The 15,911-nt window shown below is 55.1% G+C and carries 17 protein-coding genes; 14 read left to right on the forward strand and 3 right to left on the reverse strand.

Going from position 1 to position 15,911, the window contains the following annotated elements:
- Nucleotides 1-18: 18 nt before the first annotated feature.
- The 9 genes from folC (at nt 19) to hisP (ending at nt 8,431) form a co-directional block, all read left to right on the forward strand.
- On the forward strand, nt 19-1,287 hold the full coding sequence (folC, locus tag HOY33_RS04190; protein WP_172288920.1) for a bifunctional tetrahydrofolate synthase/dihydrofolate synthase: 1,269 nt from the start codon (nt 19-21) through the stop codon (nt 1,285-1,287).
- Complete coding sequence (gene dedD, locus HOY33_RS04195; RefSeq protein ID WP_172288922.1) at nt 1,277-1,993, forward strand: cell division protein DedD; 717 nt, start codon at nt 1,277-1,279, stop codon at nt 1,991-1,993. The genes folC and dedD overlap by 11 nt, the downstream gene beginning before the upstream one ends.
- Before the next feature lie 147 nt (nt 1,994-2,140).
- Entirely contained in the window at nt 2,141-2,632 is a 492-nt protein-coding gene (gene cvpA / locus HOY33_RS04200; protein ID WP_172288924.1) for a colicin V production protein, read from the forward strand.
- A gap of 30 nt (nt 2,633-2,662) precedes the next feature.
- Entirely contained in the window at nt 2,663-4,180 is a 1,518-nt protein-coding gene (gene purF, locus HOY33_RS04205; RefSeq protein ID WP_172288926.1) for an amidophosphoribosyltransferase, read from the forward strand.
- Between the two features lie 152 nt (nt 4,181-4,332).
- Nucleotides 4,333-4,902 (forward strand): UbiX family flavin prenyltransferase, encoded by a 570-nt coding sequence (locus HOY33_RS04210; protein ID WP_172288928.1) that lies wholly within the window; start codon nt 4,333-4,335, stop codon nt 4,900-4,902.
- A 421-nt stretch (nt 4,903-5,323) separates the two neighbouring features.
- On the forward strand, nt 5,324-6,103 hold the full coding sequence (locus HOY33_RS04215; protein ID WP_172288930.1) for a lysine/arginine/ornithine ABC transporter substrate-binding protein: 780 nt from the start codon (nt 5,324-5,326) through the stop codon (nt 6,101-6,103).
- Between the two features lie 140 nt (nt 6,104-6,243).
- Nucleotides 6,244-6,933, forward strand: a complete 690-nt coding sequence (gene hisQ, locus HOY33_RS04220) for a histidine ABC transporter permease HisQ (protein ID WP_172288932.1) — start codon at nt 6,244-6,246, stop codon at nt 6,931-6,933.
- On the forward strand, nt 6,926-7,642 hold the full coding sequence (locus HOY33_RS04225; RefSeq protein WP_172288934.1) for an ABC transporter permease: 717 nt from the start codon (nt 6,926-6,928) through the stop codon (nt 7,640-7,642). Before hisQ ends, HOY33_RS04225 begins: the two co-directional genes overlap by 8 nt.
- Nucleotides 7,643-7,657: 15 nt before the next feature.
- Entirely contained in the window at nt 7,658-8,431 is a 774-nt protein-coding gene (hisP, locus tag HOY33_RS04230; RefSeq protein WP_172288936.1) for a histidine ABC transporter ATP-binding protein HisP, read from the forward strand.
- A 22-nt stretch (nt 8,432-8,453) separates the two neighbouring features.
- On the opposite strand, the gene HOY33_RS04235 is transcribed toward hisP, so the two are convergent.
- From HOY33_RS04235 to yfcG, 3 genes are all read right to left on the reverse strand, one after another.
- Complete coding sequence (locus HOY33_RS04235; protein WP_172288938.1) at nt 8,454-9,359, reverse strand: TIGR01777 family oxidoreductase; 906 nt, start codon at nt 9,357-9,359, stop codon at nt 8,454-8,456.
- Between the two features lie 142 nt (nt 9,360-9,501).
- Nucleotides 9,502-9,873 carry a dihydroneopterin triphosphate 2'-epimerase gene (gene folX, locus HOY33_RS04240; RefSeq protein ID WP_172288940.1) on the reverse strand — a complete coding sequence of 124 codons (372 nt, stop codon included), beginning with the start codon at nt 9,871-9,873 and terminating at the stop codon, nt 9,502-9,504.
- A gap of 70 nt (nt 9,874-9,943) precedes the next feature.
- Nucleotides 9,944-10,570 (reverse strand): GSH-dependent disulfide bond oxidoreductase, encoded by a 627-nt coding sequence (gene yfcG, locus HOY33_RS04245; RefSeq protein WP_172288942.1) that lies wholly within the window; start codon nt 10,568-10,570, stop codon nt 9,944-9,946.
- A gap of 268 nt (nt 10,571-10,838) precedes the next feature.
- On the opposite strand from yfcG, the gene eat reads away from it, so the two are divergent.
- The 5 genes from eat to yfcD all read left to right on the forward strand — a co-directional run bounded on the left by eat (nt 10,839) and on the right by yfcD (nt 15,873).
- Nucleotides 10,839-12,224, forward strand: coding sequence for an ethanolamine permease (gene eat, locus HOY33_RS04250; RefSeq protein ID WP_172288944.1), 1,386 nt, complete (start codon nt 10,839-10,841; stop codon nt 12,222-12,224).
- A gap of 75 nt (nt 12,225-12,299) precedes the next feature.
- Complete coding sequence (locus tag HOY33_RS04255; protein ID WP_172288946.1) at nt 12,300-13,691, forward strand: ethanolamine ammonia-lyase subunit EutB; 1,392 nt, start codon at nt 12,300-12,302, stop codon at nt 13,689-13,691.
- Nucleotides 13,688-14,482 (forward strand): ethanolamine ammonia-lyase subunit EutC, encoded by a 795-nt coding sequence (eutC, locus tag HOY33_RS04260; protein ID WP_172288948.1) that lies wholly within the window; start codon nt 13,688-13,690, stop codon nt 14,480-14,482. Before HOY33_RS04255 ends, eutC begins: the two co-directional genes overlap by 4 nt.
- 124 nt (nt 14,483-14,606) lie before the next feature.
- A complete protein-coding gene (gene yfcE, locus HOY33_RS04265; RefSeq protein ID WP_172289447.1) occupies nt 14,607-15,158 on the forward strand; it encodes a phosphodiesterase in 552 nt (183 codons plus the stop codon).
- Between the two features lie 106 nt (nt 15,159-15,264).
- The gene (yfcD, locus tag HOY33_RS04270) at nt 15,265-15,873 is read left to right on the forward strand and encodes an NUDIX hydrolase YfcD (protein ID WP_172288950.1); all 609 of its coding nucleotides are present in this window, start codon (nt 15,265-15,267) and stop codon (nt 15,871-15,873) included.
- Nucleotides 15,874-15,911 lie beyond the last annotated feature (38 nt).

A 15,911-nucleotide genomic window follows, 5' to 3' on the forward strand; every position in this document is an offset into this window, starting at 1 on the left:
AGCCAGTGAACGGGACTCATGGATAATCTTCACATACCCCAAGCCACGTCGCCTTTGGTCACGTGGCTTCATTATCTTGAGCACCTGCACGGCCAGGCCATCGATTTGGGACTGGATCGCGTAAAGCAGGTTGCTGAGAATCTTCAATTATTGCAGCCCGCCAAGGTGATATTTACCGTCGCAGGAACCAATGGCAAGGGCACGACCTGCTGTACCCTGGAATCGATACTGCTGGCCGCCGGACTGCGGGTGGGCGTATACAGTTCTCCCCATTTGCAGCGTTATACCGAACGGGTAAGAATTCAGGGTAAAGAGTTGCCGGAATCGCTACATTGTCGGGCGTTTGCCGATATCGAAGCCGGAAGAGGCGCGGTGTCGCTTACCTATTTTGAGTTCGGAACCCTGGCCGCGTTGCAAATGTTCAAGCAGGCGACGCTGGATGTGGTGATTCTGGAAGTGGGGTTAGGCGGGCGCCTTGACGCCACGAATATCGTCGATGCCGACGTCGCGGTGGTAACCTGCATTGCGTTGGATCACACCGACTGGCTGGGTAACGATCGGGACAGCATCGGCAGAGAAAAAGCCGGCGTTTTCCGGCCGGGCAAGCCCGCGGTGGTCGGCGAGCCGGATATGCCGGGCGCGATTGCGGAGGTTGCCGCGGAAACAGGCGCGCGGCTATTACGGCGCGGCCGGGACTGGGATTTTTCCATTCAGCGCGATGGCTGGAGTTGGCAAAACAAGCAACGTGAACTGTCAGGATTGCCGATGCCGAATGTGCCTCTGGCCAATGCCGCGACGGCGTTGACGGCGCTAAACGCTTCCCCTTTAAACGTGAGCGAAGAGGCGATCCGCCAGGGGGTGCGACAGGCCGAGCTGCCCGGGCGCTTCCAGATCGTCGGCGCAAACCCGCTGCTGATTCTGGACGTGGCGCATAATCCTCACGCCGCCGCTTATCTGGCCGGCCGGCTGTCGGCATTGCCGAAAACCGGGAAAGTTCGCGCGGTGATCGGTATGCTGGCGGATAAGGACATTGGCGGCACCCTGAATCATTTGAAGCCGCTGGTGGACGATTGGTACTGTGCGCCGCTGGAAGGCCCGCGCGGCGCTTCTGCGGCGCAACTGGCCGAGCATCTGGAACGCTGTCAGTCATTTCCGGATGTCGTGACCGCCTGGCGACAGGCGATGTCTGACGCGGCCGCGCAGGATATCGTCATTGTGTGTGGATCTTTTCATACGGTAGCGCAGGTTATGGATGCGCGGGATGAGGGGAAAACGTATGGCGAGTAAATTTCAGAATCGTTTAGTCGGCACGATTATTCTGGTTGCGCTGGGCGTCATTGTGCTGCCTGGCCTGCTGGACGGTAAGAAAAAACATTATGAAGATGAGTTTGCGGCGATCCCGTTGGTGCCTAAAGCGGGCGAAAGCAACGAGATGGACGCGTTGCCCGCGCTGAATCAGCCTTTACCCAACCAGCCGACGGAAGGGGAGGAGGTCATCATTCAGGATAAGAGCGCGTTGCCTGCGGCCGAAAGTCCCGAACCGCCGGAAAGCCCGCCTCCTGCGGCCAATGCGCCCGTCGTCGCTGCGCCGCCGGCCGTGGTTGAACGGCCGCCGGTTCAGACGCGGCCTGAACCGCAGCCGAAGCCGGAAGTAAGACCGGAGGTTAAGCCGAAGCCTGAACCGAAACCCAAACCGGAGCCGAAATCCGACGTCCGGCCGGATAAGCAGACCGCAGAACAGGCGCCCGCCGGGCAAGCTTACATCGTACAGCTCGGCGCGCTGAAGAATGCGGATAAGGTTAATGAGATCGTCGCCAAGCTGCGCCTTTCCGGCTATCGGGCGTATACCGTGCCGGCGACGCCGGTGGCGGGGCAGATTACCCGTATTTATATCGGGCCGGACGCGTCAAAAGAGAAATTGCAGTCTTCGCTGGCGGAATTGCAGCGGCTCAGCGGGCTGAGCGGTCAGGTCAGATCGCACAGCGTGCGTTAAGGGGATTCGGCTTTTTTCGTTTGATTGTCTATTGATGAAATCGACGGAAATACGCTACGCAAACGTTTTCTTTTTCTGTTAGAATGCGCCGCGAACAGGATGACGTGGCGGCTTAGCGGTTGGCATCGTTCATTATTAGGGTAGCTCATGGTTTGGGTTGATTACGTCATTATTGGCATCATCGGATTTTCGGCTCTGGTCAGCCTGATCCGGGGGTTTATACGCGAGGCATTGTCGCTGGTAACCTGGGGATGTGCGTTTTTTGTCGCCAGCCATTACTATGCTTATCTGGCCGTGTATTTCACCCGTTTTGACGATGAACTGGTACGTAATGGTATCGCTATTGCCATTCTGTTTATTGCGACGTTAATTGTGGGTGCTATTGTCAACTATGTGATTGGTTCATTGGTTGAACGCACCGGATTATCGGGCACCGATCGCGTATTGGGCATCTGTTTCGGCGCGCTGCGCGGTGTGTTGATCGTCTCCGCCCTGTTGTTCTTTCTGGATACCTTCACCGGTTTTTCACAGAGCGCCGACTGGAAGCAGTCCCAGTTAATTCCGCAGTTCAGTTATATTATCAGGTGGTTTTTTGACTACCTGCAAAGCACGTCAAGTTTCTTGCCGCAACATATATAGCTGCGGTAGCGCTGATGAGGAAAAGACACCATGTGCGGTATTGTCGGTATCGCCGGTTTTACGCCGGTCAACCAGTCGATTTATGACGCGTTAACGGTGTTGCAACACCGTGGGCAGGATGCCGCAGGCATCATCACCATTGACGCCTTGAACTGCTTTCGCCTGCGCAAGGCCAACGGCCTGGTGAAAGATGTGTTTGAAGCACGGCACATGCAACGTTTACAAGGCAATATGGGCATCGGGCATGTGCGTTATCCCACCGCGGGCAGTTCCAGCGCCTCGGAAGCGCAGCCTTTCTACGTTAATTCGCCGTTTGGCATCACCCTGGCGCATAACGGTAACCTGACCAACGCTCACGAACTGCGTAAAAAGCTGTTTGAGCAAGAGCGTCGTCATGTTAACACCACCTCTGATTCTGAAATTCTGTTGAACATTTTTGCCAGAGAGCTGGATCGTTTTCAGCACTATCCTCTGGAAGCCGACAATATTTTTGCCGCCGTTGCGGCGACGCACCAGCAAATTCGCGGCGCCTATGCCTGCGTGAGCATGATTATCGGTCATGGCATGGTGGCTTTCCGCGATCCCAACGGCATCCGTCCGCTGGTTATCGGTAAACGCGATCTGGAAGACGGCCGCAGCGAATATATGGTGGCGTCGGAAAGCGTGGCGCTGGATACGCTGGGTTTTGAATTCCTGCGTGATGTCGCGCCGGGCGAGGCGATTTACATCACCGAAAAAGGGCAGTTGTTTACCTGTCAGTGCGCCGAGAATCCGAAAAGCAATCCCTGCCTGTTCGAGTATGTTTACTTTGCGCGCCCGGATTCGTTCATCGATAAAATTTCCGTGTACAGCGCTCGTGTGCGTATGGGTCAGAAGCTGGGCGAGAAGATTGCACGCCAATGGGAAGATCTCGACATTGACGTGGTGATCCCCATTCCTGAAACCTCCTGTGATATCGCACTGGAAATCGCGCGCATCATCGATAAGCCGTATCGTCAGGGGTTTGTAAAAAACCGCTATGTCGGTCGTACTTTTATCATGCCGGGCCAGCAGGCGCGCCGTCAGTCGGTTCGACGTAAGCTGAATGCCAACCGTGCCGAGTTCCGCGATAAAAACGTTCTGCTGGTCGATGACTCCATCGTACGCGGAACCACCTCCGAGCAGATTGTGGAAATGGCGCGCGAGGCGGGCGCCAAGCGCGTGTATCTGGCTTCGGCGGCGCCGGAAATTCGTTTCCCTAACGTTTACGGTATCGATATGCCGAGCGTTAACGAGCTGATTGCCCACGGTCGCGAAGTGGAGGAGATCCGCCAGCTTATCGGCGCGGATGCGCTGATTTTCCAGGATTTGGACGATCTGATCGCCGCCGCCCGTGAAGATAACCCGGATATCACCCAGTTTGAGTGTTCGGTATTCAACGGGGTGTATGTGACGAAGGATGTCGATCAGGGCTATCTGGACTATCTGGAAATGCTGCGTAATGACGATGCCAAAGCGTTGCGCAGCCAGAATGAAGTGGAAGATCTGGAGTTACACAACGAAGGCTGAGTGTTGAAAACCTTGTCGCGGTGTAACGGAAAGGGAGTGCGCTTGGCGCGCTCCCTTTTCTTATTCTTGCTTATCGCCAACCGATCCGGCAAAGTCAGCGCAGATCCGTTTTACGCGTTGAGCACCGGCGCGGTCAGTCAGAGGCAGTCTTGATGAAGCGACTCATTATTGGTATTTCCGGCGCCAGCGGCGTGGTGTATGGCGTACGTCTGTTGCAGGTTTTGCAGGCGATAGAAGGCATAGAAACGCACCTGATCATGAGTCAGGCGGCGCGCCAGACGCTGTCGCTGGAGTCTGACTTCAACCTGCGCGATGTACAGATGCTGGCGGACGTGGTGCATGATACGCGCGACATTGCCGCCAGCATCTCCTCCGGCTCATTTAAAACCGCCGGGATGGTGATATTGCCCTGCTCGATAAAAACCCTGTCCGGGATTGTGCACAGCTATAGCGATAACCTGTTGACGCGCGCCGCGGATGTGGTGCTGAAAGAGCGCCGTCCGTTGGTGCTTTGCGTGCGTGAAACGCCGCTGCATCTGGGGCATTTACGCCTGATGACGGCGGCGGTGGAACTGGGCGCGATTATTATGCCGCCGGTGCCGGCTTTTTATCATCGCCCGCAAACTGTGCAGGATATTATCGATCAGACGGTGAACCGCGTGCTCGATCAGTTTGACATCACGCTGCCGGAAGATTTGTTTACTCGCTGGCAAGGGGCGTAAACGCTGGTTTTTTTGGCGCAGGTGCGAAAACCGCGCGTTGGGGCCGATAAGTCTCGCGCCCCATTTTGGGGCTTTTTTATCCTATCGCACTACGGTAATGCGATAACGCACTAAAATAGCGCATTGATACTGGCGTCATGCGCAGGCGGCTCCCCAATTCTGTCATATCGGCTCAGCCGCCGCCGCATAAAAGCGGCATGAATCAAGTGATTAGTATGCTCATTATACAAAGCTCGCATCATGTGGCTTTGTTGAGGTAAATTTCTTATTCTGGCATGAAAACTGCAATGTTCCGCAGTGGCGGACACAGCAATGACATTAGTCGTTTTTAAAGCCATAGATCGTTCCTGAAATCGACAATCCGTTCTGGCGTTGACAGATAACTTTTGACCTTCAATCACTCATTGGTAAAGGTAGCAATATGAAAAAAATGATAAAGGTTTTACCGCTGGCGTTAATTCTGGCCGCAGGAAGCGCCATGGCAGCTATTCCTGAAAATATTAAAATAGGCACCGATCCCACCTATGCGCCGTTCGAATCTAAAAACAGCAGTGGCGAACTGATTGGGTTTGATATCGATCTGGCGAAAGAATTGTGTAAACGTATTGAAGCCAATTGTACCTTTGTCGAAAGCGACTTTGACGCGCTTATCCCGTCGCTGAAGGCCAAAAAAATCGACGCCATTATCTCCTCGCTCTCCATTACCGAAAAACGTCAGCAGGAAATCGCTTTTACTGAAAAACTTTATGCGGCCAATTCTCGTCTGATTGCCAAGCACGGCGCGGGCATTGAACCGACGCTGGCCTCTTTGGGCGGCAAACGCGTCGGCGTATTGCAGGGCACCACTCAAGAATCTTACGCAAATGCCTACTGGCAGCCGAAAGGTATTGATGTCGTCGCCTATCAAAATCAGGATCTGGTCTATGCCGATTTGACGGCCGGCCGTATTGACGCCGCCTTTCAGGATGAAGTCGCCGGCAGCGAAGGCTTTCTGAAGCTGGACATGGGCAAAGGCTATGATTTTGCGGGGCCGGCGGTGAAAGACGATAAATATTTCGGCGTGGGCACCGGCATGGGGCTGCGTAAAGCGGATACCGAACTGAAAGCCGCGCTGGATAAAGCGTTTGCGGAAATGCGCGCAGACGGCACCTACGATACTCTGGCGAAAAAATACTTCGATTTTGACGTCTACGGCGGTTAAGTCTCCTGGCGTGTCGATAACCCTCTAAGATAGCGTCCTCCCCCGCACAAAACATCGGGCATGCTTTTGCGCGGGGGAGAGCGGATGGGGAAGAAAGTCTTGTCACTCATCGCTATTTTTACTCTGAACGGATATGCGCAATGCTTTATGGCTATTCCCCATTAATTCTGGACGGCGCGGCGATGACGCTGGAGCTGGCGGTGAGTTCGCTCTTGCTGGCGCTGGGTATTGGGTTGATCGGCGCCGGGGCCAAGCTATCGAAGAACGCCTTGTTGTCGGGGCTTTTCTCCTGCTATACCACGCTGATCCGCGGCGTGCCGGATTTGGTGCTGATGCTGCTGATTTTCTATGGCCTACAGATAACGCTGAATAGCGTAACCGAGACGCTGGGGGTCGGTCAGATCGATATCGATCCGCTTACCGCGGGGATCATCACCCTGGGATTTATCTACGGCGCCTATTTTACCGAAACATTCCGCGGCGCTTATCTGGCGGTCTCTCCCGGTCAGATTGAGGCGGCGGTGGCGTTCGGTTTTTCGCCGCTGAAGGTATTTCGCCGGATATTGTTCCCCTCTATGATGCGTTTTGCGCTACCGGGCATCGGCAATAACTGGCAGGTTATCTTGAAAGCGACGGCGCTGGTTTCGCTGCTGGGCCTGAATGATGTGATTAAAGCGACGCAGTTGGCGGGGAAAGGGGCGCACGAGCCGTTTTTCTTTGCGCTGGTTGCCGGCGCGATGTACCTGATTTTTACCACCATCTCCAACGGAGTGCTGTGGTGGTTGGAAAGACATTATTCGGCAGGAGTCAAAAAAATAAACTATGAGTGAGATCCTGCAACAATACTGGCAAGCCTTGCTGTGGAGTGACGGCTACCGTCTCACCGGGCTGGCGATGACGATGTGGCTGTTGATTTCTTCGGTCACCATCGGCGGCGCGCTGGCGCTGCCGTTGGCGGTTGCCCGGGTTTCCCCGCGACGACGATTCAGCCTGCCGGTTTGGCTATTTACCTATGTTTTTCGCGGTACGCCGCTTTATGTTCAGCTACTGGTTTTTTACTCTGGCGTTTACAGTCTGGAAATCGTGCGCGGCACCGATCTACTGAACGCTTTTTTCCGCAGCGGGCTGAATTGCGCCGTTCTGGCGCTGGCGTTGAATACCTGCGCTTATACCACGGAGATTTTCGCCGGTGCGATTCGTTCCGTTCCGCATGGCGAAATTGAAGCGGCCCGGGCCTATGGTTTTTCACGTTTTAAGCAGTATCGCTGCATTATTTTACCGGGCGCGTTGCGTATCGCGCTGCCGGCCTACAGCAATGAAGTGATCCTGATGCTGCATTCCACGGCGCTGGCGTTTACCGTCACCGTGCCGGATATTCTGAAAATCGCCCGCGATATCAACGCCGCAACCTACCAGCCGTTTTACGCGTTCGGCATTGCCGCGGCGATCTATCTGGTGATTTCTTTTGCGTTAATCGGCCTGTTCAGAAAAGCGGAACAGCGTTGGTTACGCCATCTTGATACCCGTTCATCCCATTAAAAGCAGGAATAGAGTATGTCGAATAATAAGCTGATGGTGACGGATCTGCATAAACGTTATGATCGGCACGAGGTACTGAAAGGCATTTCGCTTAAGGCTAACGCCGGGGACGTGATTTCGATTATCGGATCGTCCGGTTCCGGCAAAAGTACCTTGCTGCGCTGTATCAATTTTCTGGAAAAACCCTGTGAAGGGGCCATTTACGTCAACGGCCAGGAAATCCGCATGGTGCGTGACGGCGACGGTCAATTGAAGATTTTTGATAAAAAACAGCTTCAGATGTTGCGCACCCGGCTGACGATGGTGTTCCAGCATTTTAATCTGTGGAGCTTTATGACCGCGCTGGAAAATGTGATGGAAGCGCCGGTTCAGGTATTGGGCCTGAGTAAGGCCGAAGCGCGTGAGCGAGCGGTGTTCTATCTGAATAAAGTCGGCATCACCGGCGAGGCGCAGGATAAATACCCGGCCAATCTGTCCGGCGGGCAGCAGCAACGCGTATCCATCGCCCGTGCGCTGGCGATGGAACCGGAAGTGCTGCTGTTTGATGAACCGACATCCGCGCTGGATCCCGAACTGGTCGGCGAGGTGCTGCGCATTATGCAGCAACTGGCTGAAGAGGGGAAAACCATGGTGGTGGTGACGCACGAAATGGAGTTCGCGCGCCACGTTTCCAGCCATGTGATTTTTCTGCATCAGGGCGTGATTGAAGAAGAAGGGCCGCCGGCCAGCGTTTTCGGCAACCCCCAAAGTCCCCGGTTACAGCAGTTTCTGTCGGGAACATTGAAGTGAATTCAGTCTGGCTGGCGTGACGTCAGCCGGATTTTTTCATCACATCTTTCAGCGCCTCTTCCAGTTCAAAGAAACGAAACCCGAAACCCGCCGCCTCCAGCCTCTGCGGAATAGCGCGCTGCCCGCCCAGCACCAGCGTTGAGGCTTCGCCCAGCAGCAGTTTGATGGCGAAAGCCGGCGCGCGCATAAAACCCGGCCGATCCAGCTCGTCAGCCAGCATGGCGGAGAATTGTTCGTTACGCACCGGATAAGGGGAAACCATGTTAAACGGCCCGCTGAGTACCTGGTTATCCAACAGATAAATAATGCCGTTCACCATGTCGTCGATATGGATCCAGGGCATGTACTGTTTGCCTGATCCCATCGGGCCGCCCAGACCTAAACGGAACAGCGGCAGCATTTTTGCCAGCGCGCCGCCCTCGGCGGAAAGCACGATGCCGGTGCGCAACAGGCAGACGCGGGTCTTGTCGCTCTCGGCGGATTGCGCCAGCGCTTCCCAGCGGGCGCACAGATGGTGAGTAAATTCGTTGGCCGGGGTTTCATCTTCCGTCACCAGCGCGGCGCCCTGATCGCCGTAATACCCCACGGCGGAACCGGAAATAAAAACGGCGGGCGGTTCGCTGCTGGCGTTAATCAGTTTGGCGAGCTGCTCGGTAATGCTCCAGCGGCTTTGGCTCAGGCGCTGTTTCTGCTGTGGGGTCCAGCGTTTGCCGGCAATCGGCTCGCCCGCCAGATTAATGACGCCGTCGAATCCGTTCAAGGCGGTTTTGTTGTTGAGTGTCGACCAGTATTCAACCCGATCGCCCAATACCTTTCTGGCGCGCTGGGGATCGCGGGTCAATACGGTTACATGATGAGAAAGCAGCAGTAATCGTTGAATCAAATGACGTCCGATAAGACCGGTTCCGCCGGTAACAAGTAATTGCATGTCTGGCCTCGCTTAGAACCTATTCCATAAGGGGGTTTATTTACCCTTTGGCCCCTGGCCGTGCCGCTTCGTTTTCTGTCTGAGGAAAACGTTACTCGCCAAACCGCCGCTGTTCCGACCGCGCTCGGAACGGATTGACAGGCTATGCTTTGCGATAGCTCATGGTCATGGACACCGAGTCGGCATACCGCAGGGCAAACAATTTATCCACTTCTACTTCAGCATAGGTGATCCAGTCATGATCGCTGGCGATATTGAGTACATCCTGCGTTAATTTTTCCAGCAGCGCGAAACGGTTTTCTTCAACGTGACGAATAATATTTTTGGTGATGGTGCGGTAATTCAATGCATCATCGATATTCTCGCTGTTGCGCGCCCGCACCGCCGGGTAGTGGATCACAACGTTGATGACAATATCCTGTTTGTTGTTGATCTCTTCTTCTTTGATGCCAATGAACGTGCGTAACCGCAGATTCTTTATACGAATAACGGCATCGGTATTACGGTGTGACATCCATCAGCCCTCGGTGAGTATATGTTGTTGTAACCATACCAGAAGATAACCGAAGGCCGAATGGGATTGATTACTGCTCCGCTAATTTATATGCCCGCTCGGTCGCCGGACGGGCGCTAATCCGTTCATACCAGTTTTTCACCGCCGGATAGTCTGCAAGATCGATGCGTTGACGCGCATAGGAGACAACCCACGGATAGGTCGCAATATCGGCGATACTATAATGCTCACCCGCCAGCCAGGGGCTGTTCTGTAGCTGCTTGTTCAACACCCGGTATAGACGTTGCGTTTCCTGCTGATAGCGCTCAATGGCGTAGGGAACCGGCTGCGGAGCATAGTGATTGAAGTGATGGTTTTGTCCCAGCATGGGGCCGAATCCCGCTACCTGCCAGAACAGCCATTGCAGGGTTGCGGTGCGCTCACGCAGATCGTTGCTGAGCAGGACGCCGTGTTTTTCAGCCAGATACAGCAGGATTGCCCCGGATTCGAACAGGCTGATGGCGTCGCCGCCATCAGCGGGCTGCCGATCGACAATCGCCGGGATTTTGTTGTTAGGGGAGATAGCCAGAAACTCAGACTTAAACTGTTCGCCGGTGCTGATGTTCACACGATGAAGCTGATAAGGAAGCGTTGCCTCTTCAAGAAAAAGCGTAATTTTATGTCCGTTGGGGGTAGGGGCGTAATAGAGGTCGATCATGGATAGCATCTCCGTTTCACTTTAGAAAAGCCGGAACACTACCCTATCATTTACCTGCATAGAAAATAAGCTGCCGCCGTGATAATTGAGATTGCCCTTAAAGCAGGCAACCGCTGCCGCATTACGGAGCGAACTGTCTCAAAAAGGGGCATGGCGCTGTCATCCGCGTTTTGCAACAGAGAATCCGGCCGGTGTTTATCTCCTCTTTCTATCTGGTACAGTCCTTGCAATATCCCTTGATATTATATTGATATCAGGGGATGGAAGTATGAAAAATAGCCAGGCGGAACCAGGATTAAAACGGACGTTGAGCAGTTTCCACCTATGGGGAATTGCCGTTGGGTTGGTTATTTCCGGCGAATATTTCGGCTGGAGTTATGGCTGGGCGCAGGCCGGTACGTTGGGTTTCCTGATCACCGCGTTAGCGATCGCCGCCATGTATTGCGCTTTTATCTTCAGCTTTACCGAGCTGACAACATCGATACCCCATGCCGGCGGGCCGTTTGCCTATGCCTATCGCGCCTTTGGTCCGACCGGCGGTTTTATCGCCGGGTTCGCGACGCTGATCGAGTTTGTGTTCGCCCCGCCGGCGATTTCAATGGCTATCGGCGCTTATCTGAATGTGCAGTTTCCTGCGTTGGATCCCAAATGGGTGGCCGTCAGCGCCTACCTTATTTTTATGGGTCTCAACATTCTTGGCGTCGGCATCGCCGCAACGTTTGAGCTGCTGGTCACATTGCTGGCGATTTTTGAATTATTCGTGTTTATGGGCGTGGTGGCGCCGGGTTTTGAATGGAGCAATTTCACCAGTCTGGGGTGGGCGGGGTCGGATGAGTTCAGTCCGGTGGCGTTGTCCGGTATTTTTGCCGCCATCCCGTTTGCCATCTGGTTCTTTCTGGCGATCGAAGGCGCGGCAATGGCGGCCGAGGAGGCGAAAGATCCGCGCCGTACCATTCCACGCGCCTTTATCTGCGGTATTCTGACCTTAACCCTGTTGGCCGTCGGCGTGATGCTGTTTGCCGGCGGCGTGGGCGACTGGCGGCAACTGTCGAATATCAACGATCCGCTGCCCCAGGCCATGAAGCTGGTTGTCGGCAGCAACAGCGGTTGGCTGCATATGCTGGTGTGGCTGGGGTTATTCGGTCTGATTGCGTCGTTTCACGGCATCATCATGGGCTATTCACGCCAGATATTCGCCCTGGCGCGCGCGGGGTATCTACCTAAGCCGCTGGCGCGTATTCACACGCGTTTCCGTACGCCGCACCGGGCCATTCTGGCCGGCGGCGTTGTCGGTATCGCCGCCATTTTCTCTGATTCGCTGGTGACCATCGGCGGGCAGCCGTTGACGGCCAATATTGTCACCATGTCGGTATTCGGCGCTATCGTGATGTATATCACGTCAATGGCTTCCCTCTTCAAACTGCGCCGCAGCGAACCCGAGTTGAACCGTCCGTTTCGCGCTCCCTGGTATCCGTTCGCCCCGGCTTTTGCGCTGGTGATGGCGGTCGTCTGTCTGGCTGCTATGGTTTATTACAATACGTTATTGGCAACGATTTTTGCCGGTATGATGCTGCTGGGCTATGGCTGGTTCCGTTTGACCCGCGGCTCGCGCGATAGCGCGGCATTTGATCCGCAACTGACGGCTTCCAAATAACAGATTGGATTGATGACATAAAAACGGCCCGTTATACAGATTACGGGCCGCCGGCAAGATGAACGAGGCGAAAGGATGTATCAGACGACGCTGAGTCACCGCAGTTATCGTTTTAATGATTTGCGTGAGCTGATGGCAAAGGCATCGCCGGCGCGATCCGGCGATTTTTTGGCGGGCATCGCGGCGGAAAGCGCGGAAGAACGGATGGCCGCCCGCATGGCGCTGGCCGATTTGCCGCTGGAGACTTTTTTGCAGCAGGCACTGATCCCTTACGAGCAGGATGAAGTGACGCGGCTGATTATCGACAGTCATGATCGGGCGGCTTTTGCCTCCATCTCTCATCTGACGGTGGGGGATTTTCGCAACTGGCTGCTTAGCGAAAGTACGGATAGCGCTATGCTGTCTCAGGTCGCGCCGGGGATCACCCCGGAAATGGCGGCGGCGGTGAGTAAAATCATGCGTAATCAGGATTTGATCCTGGCGGCAAAAAAATGTCGGATCACCACCAAATTTCGCAACACCATCGGTTTGCCCGGCCACATCAGCGTGAGATTACAGCCCAACCATCCGACCGACGATCTGAGAGGCATCGCCGCCAGTATGCTGGATGGCTTGTTATATGGCAGCGGTGATGCGGTGGTCGGCATCAATCCCGCCAGCGACAGCTTGCCGCTGCTGGAAAAGCTGAATTATATGCTGGACGATGTGATCGGTCGTTTTGCGATCCCGACGCAGTCCTGCGTGTTGACCCACGTTACCAATACGCTGCAACTGATGGAGCGGGGAGCCCCGATCGATCTGGTATTCCAGTCGATCGCGGGTACGGAGGCCACTAATACCAGTTTCGGTTTTAATCTGGCGACGCTGGAAGAAGCGCACCAGGCTGCATTAAGTCTGAAGCGCGGTACGGTGGGGAACAATGTCATGTATTTTGAAACCGGTCAGGGAAGCTGCCTGTCGGCCAACGCCAATCATGGCGTCGATCAGCAAACCTGTGAGGCGCGGGCCTATGCGGTTGCCCGGCGCTTCTCTCCTTTGCTGGTGAATACGGTGGTGGGGTTTATCGGTCCTGAATATCTGTATGACGGCAAACAGATTATCCGCGCCGGTCTGGAGGATCATTTCTGCGGCAAGCTGCTGGGAGTGCCGCTCGGTTGCGATGTGTGTTACACCAACCATGCCGAAGCCGATCAGGACGACATGGACACGCTGCTAACCTTGCTGGCTAACGCCGGACTGACGTTTCTGATGGGGGTTCCTGGGGCGGACGATATTATGCTCAACTATCAGAGCACATCTTTCCATGATGCGCTCTATATCCGCGAACTGCTGGGGTTGAAACATGCGCCGGAATTCGGCGCCTGGCTGGAGCAGATGCGGATTATCGATCCACTCGGCCGCCTGTGCGATACCGGCAGTCAGCACCCGTTATTACAGCATCAACCCTATCTGGAGAAGCGCCCATGAGTAAGGTGATCCATGCTAATCCCTGGGAAGCGCTGCGTGAGTTTACCGCCGCCCGTATTGCGCTGGGCCGGGCAGGGGCCAGTCTGCCGACCCGCGAACTGTTGAAGTTCGGGATGGCGCATGCTCAGGCGCGGGATGCCGTTCATCAGGCGTTTGACAGTGAAACGCTGGCCCGGCGACTGGCGCGCGAAGGCCTGGAAACCCTCACTGTGCATAGCGCCGCGGAAAACCGGGAACAGTATCTCTGTCGACCGGATTTAGGCCGCCGGCTGGCTGATTCGAGCCGCGCGTTGCTGCGGAGCTTACCGGGTAAGCCAGCCGATCTGTTGCTGGTGGTCGGCGACGGCTTATCGTCTAAAGCGGTGCATCGGCAGGCTGTGCCGTTGATCGCCGCACTGCGGCCCTACCTTTCCCAGTTAGGGCTTTCGCTGGCGCCGGTGGTGCTGGCCCATCAGGCGCGGGTGGCGCTGGGCGATGATATCGGCGAGTGTATGCAGGCGAAAGCGGTTGCCATTCTGATCGGTGAGCGTCCCGGACTCTCTTCACCGGATAGCCTGAGCGTTTATATGACCTGGGGACCCACTACCCGGCGGCTGGAGTCGGAGCGCAACTGTATTTCCAATATCCGCCCTGAAGGGCTGGATTATCCCCAGGCGGCTTTTAAGCTGGCCTGGCTGCTGGAACAGTGCTTTCAGCGCCGCTTGTCGGGGATTCAGCTTAAAGATGAAAGCGACAATCCCGCACTGCATGGGCGGATCGCGCCGCCGTCTTGCGGGTTGTTATCCGGCTAGCGGCTTTTTCCTGCCGGCCGAACGTCATGCCCTGCCGGTGACGATGCGATTTATCCTAAGTCTGGCGCTGCAACTTTGTTAAACTATGTCTGAATTGCAACTTCAAGTAATAAGGGCATAAATGATGAAATTGATGTTTGCATCGGATATACACGGCTCATTGACCGCCACCAATCGGGTACTGGATATTTTTGAACAAAGCGGCGCCCAATGGCTGATTCTGCTGGGTGATTTCCTTAACCACGGCCCGCGTAATCCCTTACCTGAACGCTATCATCCGGCGGACGTCGCGGCCCGGTTGAATGCTTATGCGCAACGTATCGTCGCGGTGCGGGGAAACTGCGATAGTGAAGTGGATCAGATGCTGCTTAACTTTCCGGTGACGGCGCCTTGGCAACATGTGCTATTGCCGCAAAATCGCCTTTTCCTTACGCATGGTCATCTCTATCATCCTGACAATCATCCGCCATTGAATGCGGGGGATGTGCTGGTTTACGGCCATACGCATATTCCGCTAGCGGAAAAACGGGAAGATCTCTACTACTTCAATCCCGGTTCGGTCAGTCTGCCTAAAGGCGGCTATCCCGCCAGTTACGGCATGTTGGATCAAGGCATTTTGCAGGTTCTCCCCCTGGCCGGCGGGGAGCCTATTGCGCAGGTGAGCATTAGGCACTAATTTAGCCTATACCCGTCATCTTGAAATTGATTGGGCAGGCGGCACAACATCGGTTTTTGAAAATAGACGCGCGTTGCAACGCGCCAATACTAAAGGGCTTCAGAGGATGGTGGAACAAAGTCAGGCAGCAGGCACAGAGTGGGTAGATATCGTCGATGAAAACAATGAGGTAATCGCTCAATCCAGTCGTCAGCAGATGCGTGCTCAGTGTCTTCGCCACCGTGCTACTTATATTGTTGTGCATGACGGCATGGGGAAGATTCTGGTTCAGCGCAGGACTGAAAGCAAAGACTTCTACCCGGGATGGCTGGATGCGACCGCCGGCGGCGTGGTGCAAAGCGGCGAGAATATGCTTGAGTCCGCCCGCCGTGAAGCGGAGGAAGAGCTCGGCATTGCCGGTATCCCCTTGGCCGAGCATGGTTTGTTTTACTATGAAGGGGAAAACTGCCGGGTATGGGGCGCGTTGTTCAGCTGTGTCACGCACGGGCCGTTTGCGCTACAAGAATCAGAAATCGATGAAGTGAGCTGGCTGACGCCGGAAGAGATCACCGCCCGCTGTGACGAGTTTACCCCTGATTCGCTTAAGGCTTTATCGCTGTGGTTAACGCGCTACAACGACCAAAACCACGGCAAACCGCTGGCGCGGGAAGAGAGCGTCGGCAAGGATACGCAGAGCCGCGCCGAAGATGGCGGCTTTATTGAACTGGAGAAGTAAGGCCGTAAGGTGACCATCCCTGGCCGCCCCTTATAGTC

The sequence above is a fragment of the Brenneria sp. hezel4-2-4 genome (genome assembly GCF_013155275.1).
GTDB lineage: Bacteria > Pseudomonadota > Gammaproteobacteria > Enterobacterales > Enterobacteriaceae > Brenneria.

Coding starts and splice junctions, on each gene's coding strand:
- hisP (WP_172288936.1), top strand. CDS start 7,658: ATGTCGAATAATAAGCTGATGGTGACGGATCTGCATAAACGTTATGAT.
- eat (WP_172288944.1), top strand. CDS start 10,839: ATGAAAAATAGCCAGGCGGAACCAGGATTAAAACGGACGTTGAGCAGT.
- hisQ (WP_172288932.1), top strand. CDS start 6,244: ATGCTTTATGGCTATTCCCCATTAATTCTGGACGGCGCGGCGATGACG.
- HOY33_RS04255 (WP_172288946.1), top strand. CDS start 12,300: ATGTATCAGACGACGCTGAGTCACCGCAGTTATCGTTTTAATGATTTG.
- dedD (WP_172288922.1), top strand. CDS start 1,277: ATGGCGAGTAAATTTCAGAATCGTTTAGTCGGCACGATTATTCTGGTT.
- yfcD (WP_172288950.1), top strand. CDS start 15,265: ATGGTGGAACAAAGTCAGGCAGCAGGCACAGAGTGGGTAGATATCGTC.
- yfcG (WP_172288942.1), bottom strand. CDS start 10,570: ATGATCGACCTCTATTACGCCCCTACCCCCAACGGACATAAAATTACG.
- HOY33_RS04235 (WP_172288938.1), bottom strand. CDS start 9,359: ATGCAATTACTTGTTACCGGCGGAACCGGTCTTATCGGACGTCATTTG.
- HOY33_RS04210 (WP_172288928.1), top strand. CDS start 4,333: ATGAAGCGACTCATTATTGGTATTTCCGGCGCCAGCGGCGTGGTGTAT.
- folX (WP_172288940.1), bottom strand. CDS start 9,873: ATGTCACACCGTAATACCGATGCCGTTATTCGTATAAAGAATCTGCGG.
- cvpA (WP_172288924.1), top strand. CDS start 2,141: ATGGTTTGGGTTGATTACGTCATTATTGGCATCATCGGATTTTCGGCT.
- eutC (WP_172288948.1), top strand. CDS start 13,688: ATGAGTAAGGTGATCCATGCTAATCCCTGGGAAGCGCTGCGTGAGTTT.
- purF (WP_172288926.1), top strand. CDS start 2,663: ATGTGCGGTATTGTCGGTATCGCCGGTTTTACGCCGGTCAACCAGTCG.
- HOY33_RS04225 (WP_172288934.1), top strand. CDS start 6,926: ATGAGTGAGATCCTGCAACAATACTGGCAAGCCTTGCTGTGGAGTGAC.
- folC (WP_172288920.1), top strand. CDS start 19: ATGGATAATCTTCACATACCCCAAGCCACGTCGCCTTTGGTCACGTGG.
- yfcE (WP_172289447.1), top strand. CDS start 14,607: ATGAAATTGATGTTTGCATCGGATATACACGGCTCATTGACCGCCACC.
- HOY33_RS04215 (WP_172288930.1), top strand. CDS start 5,324: ATGAAAAAAATGATAAAGGTTTTACCGCTGGCGTTAATTCTGGCCGCA.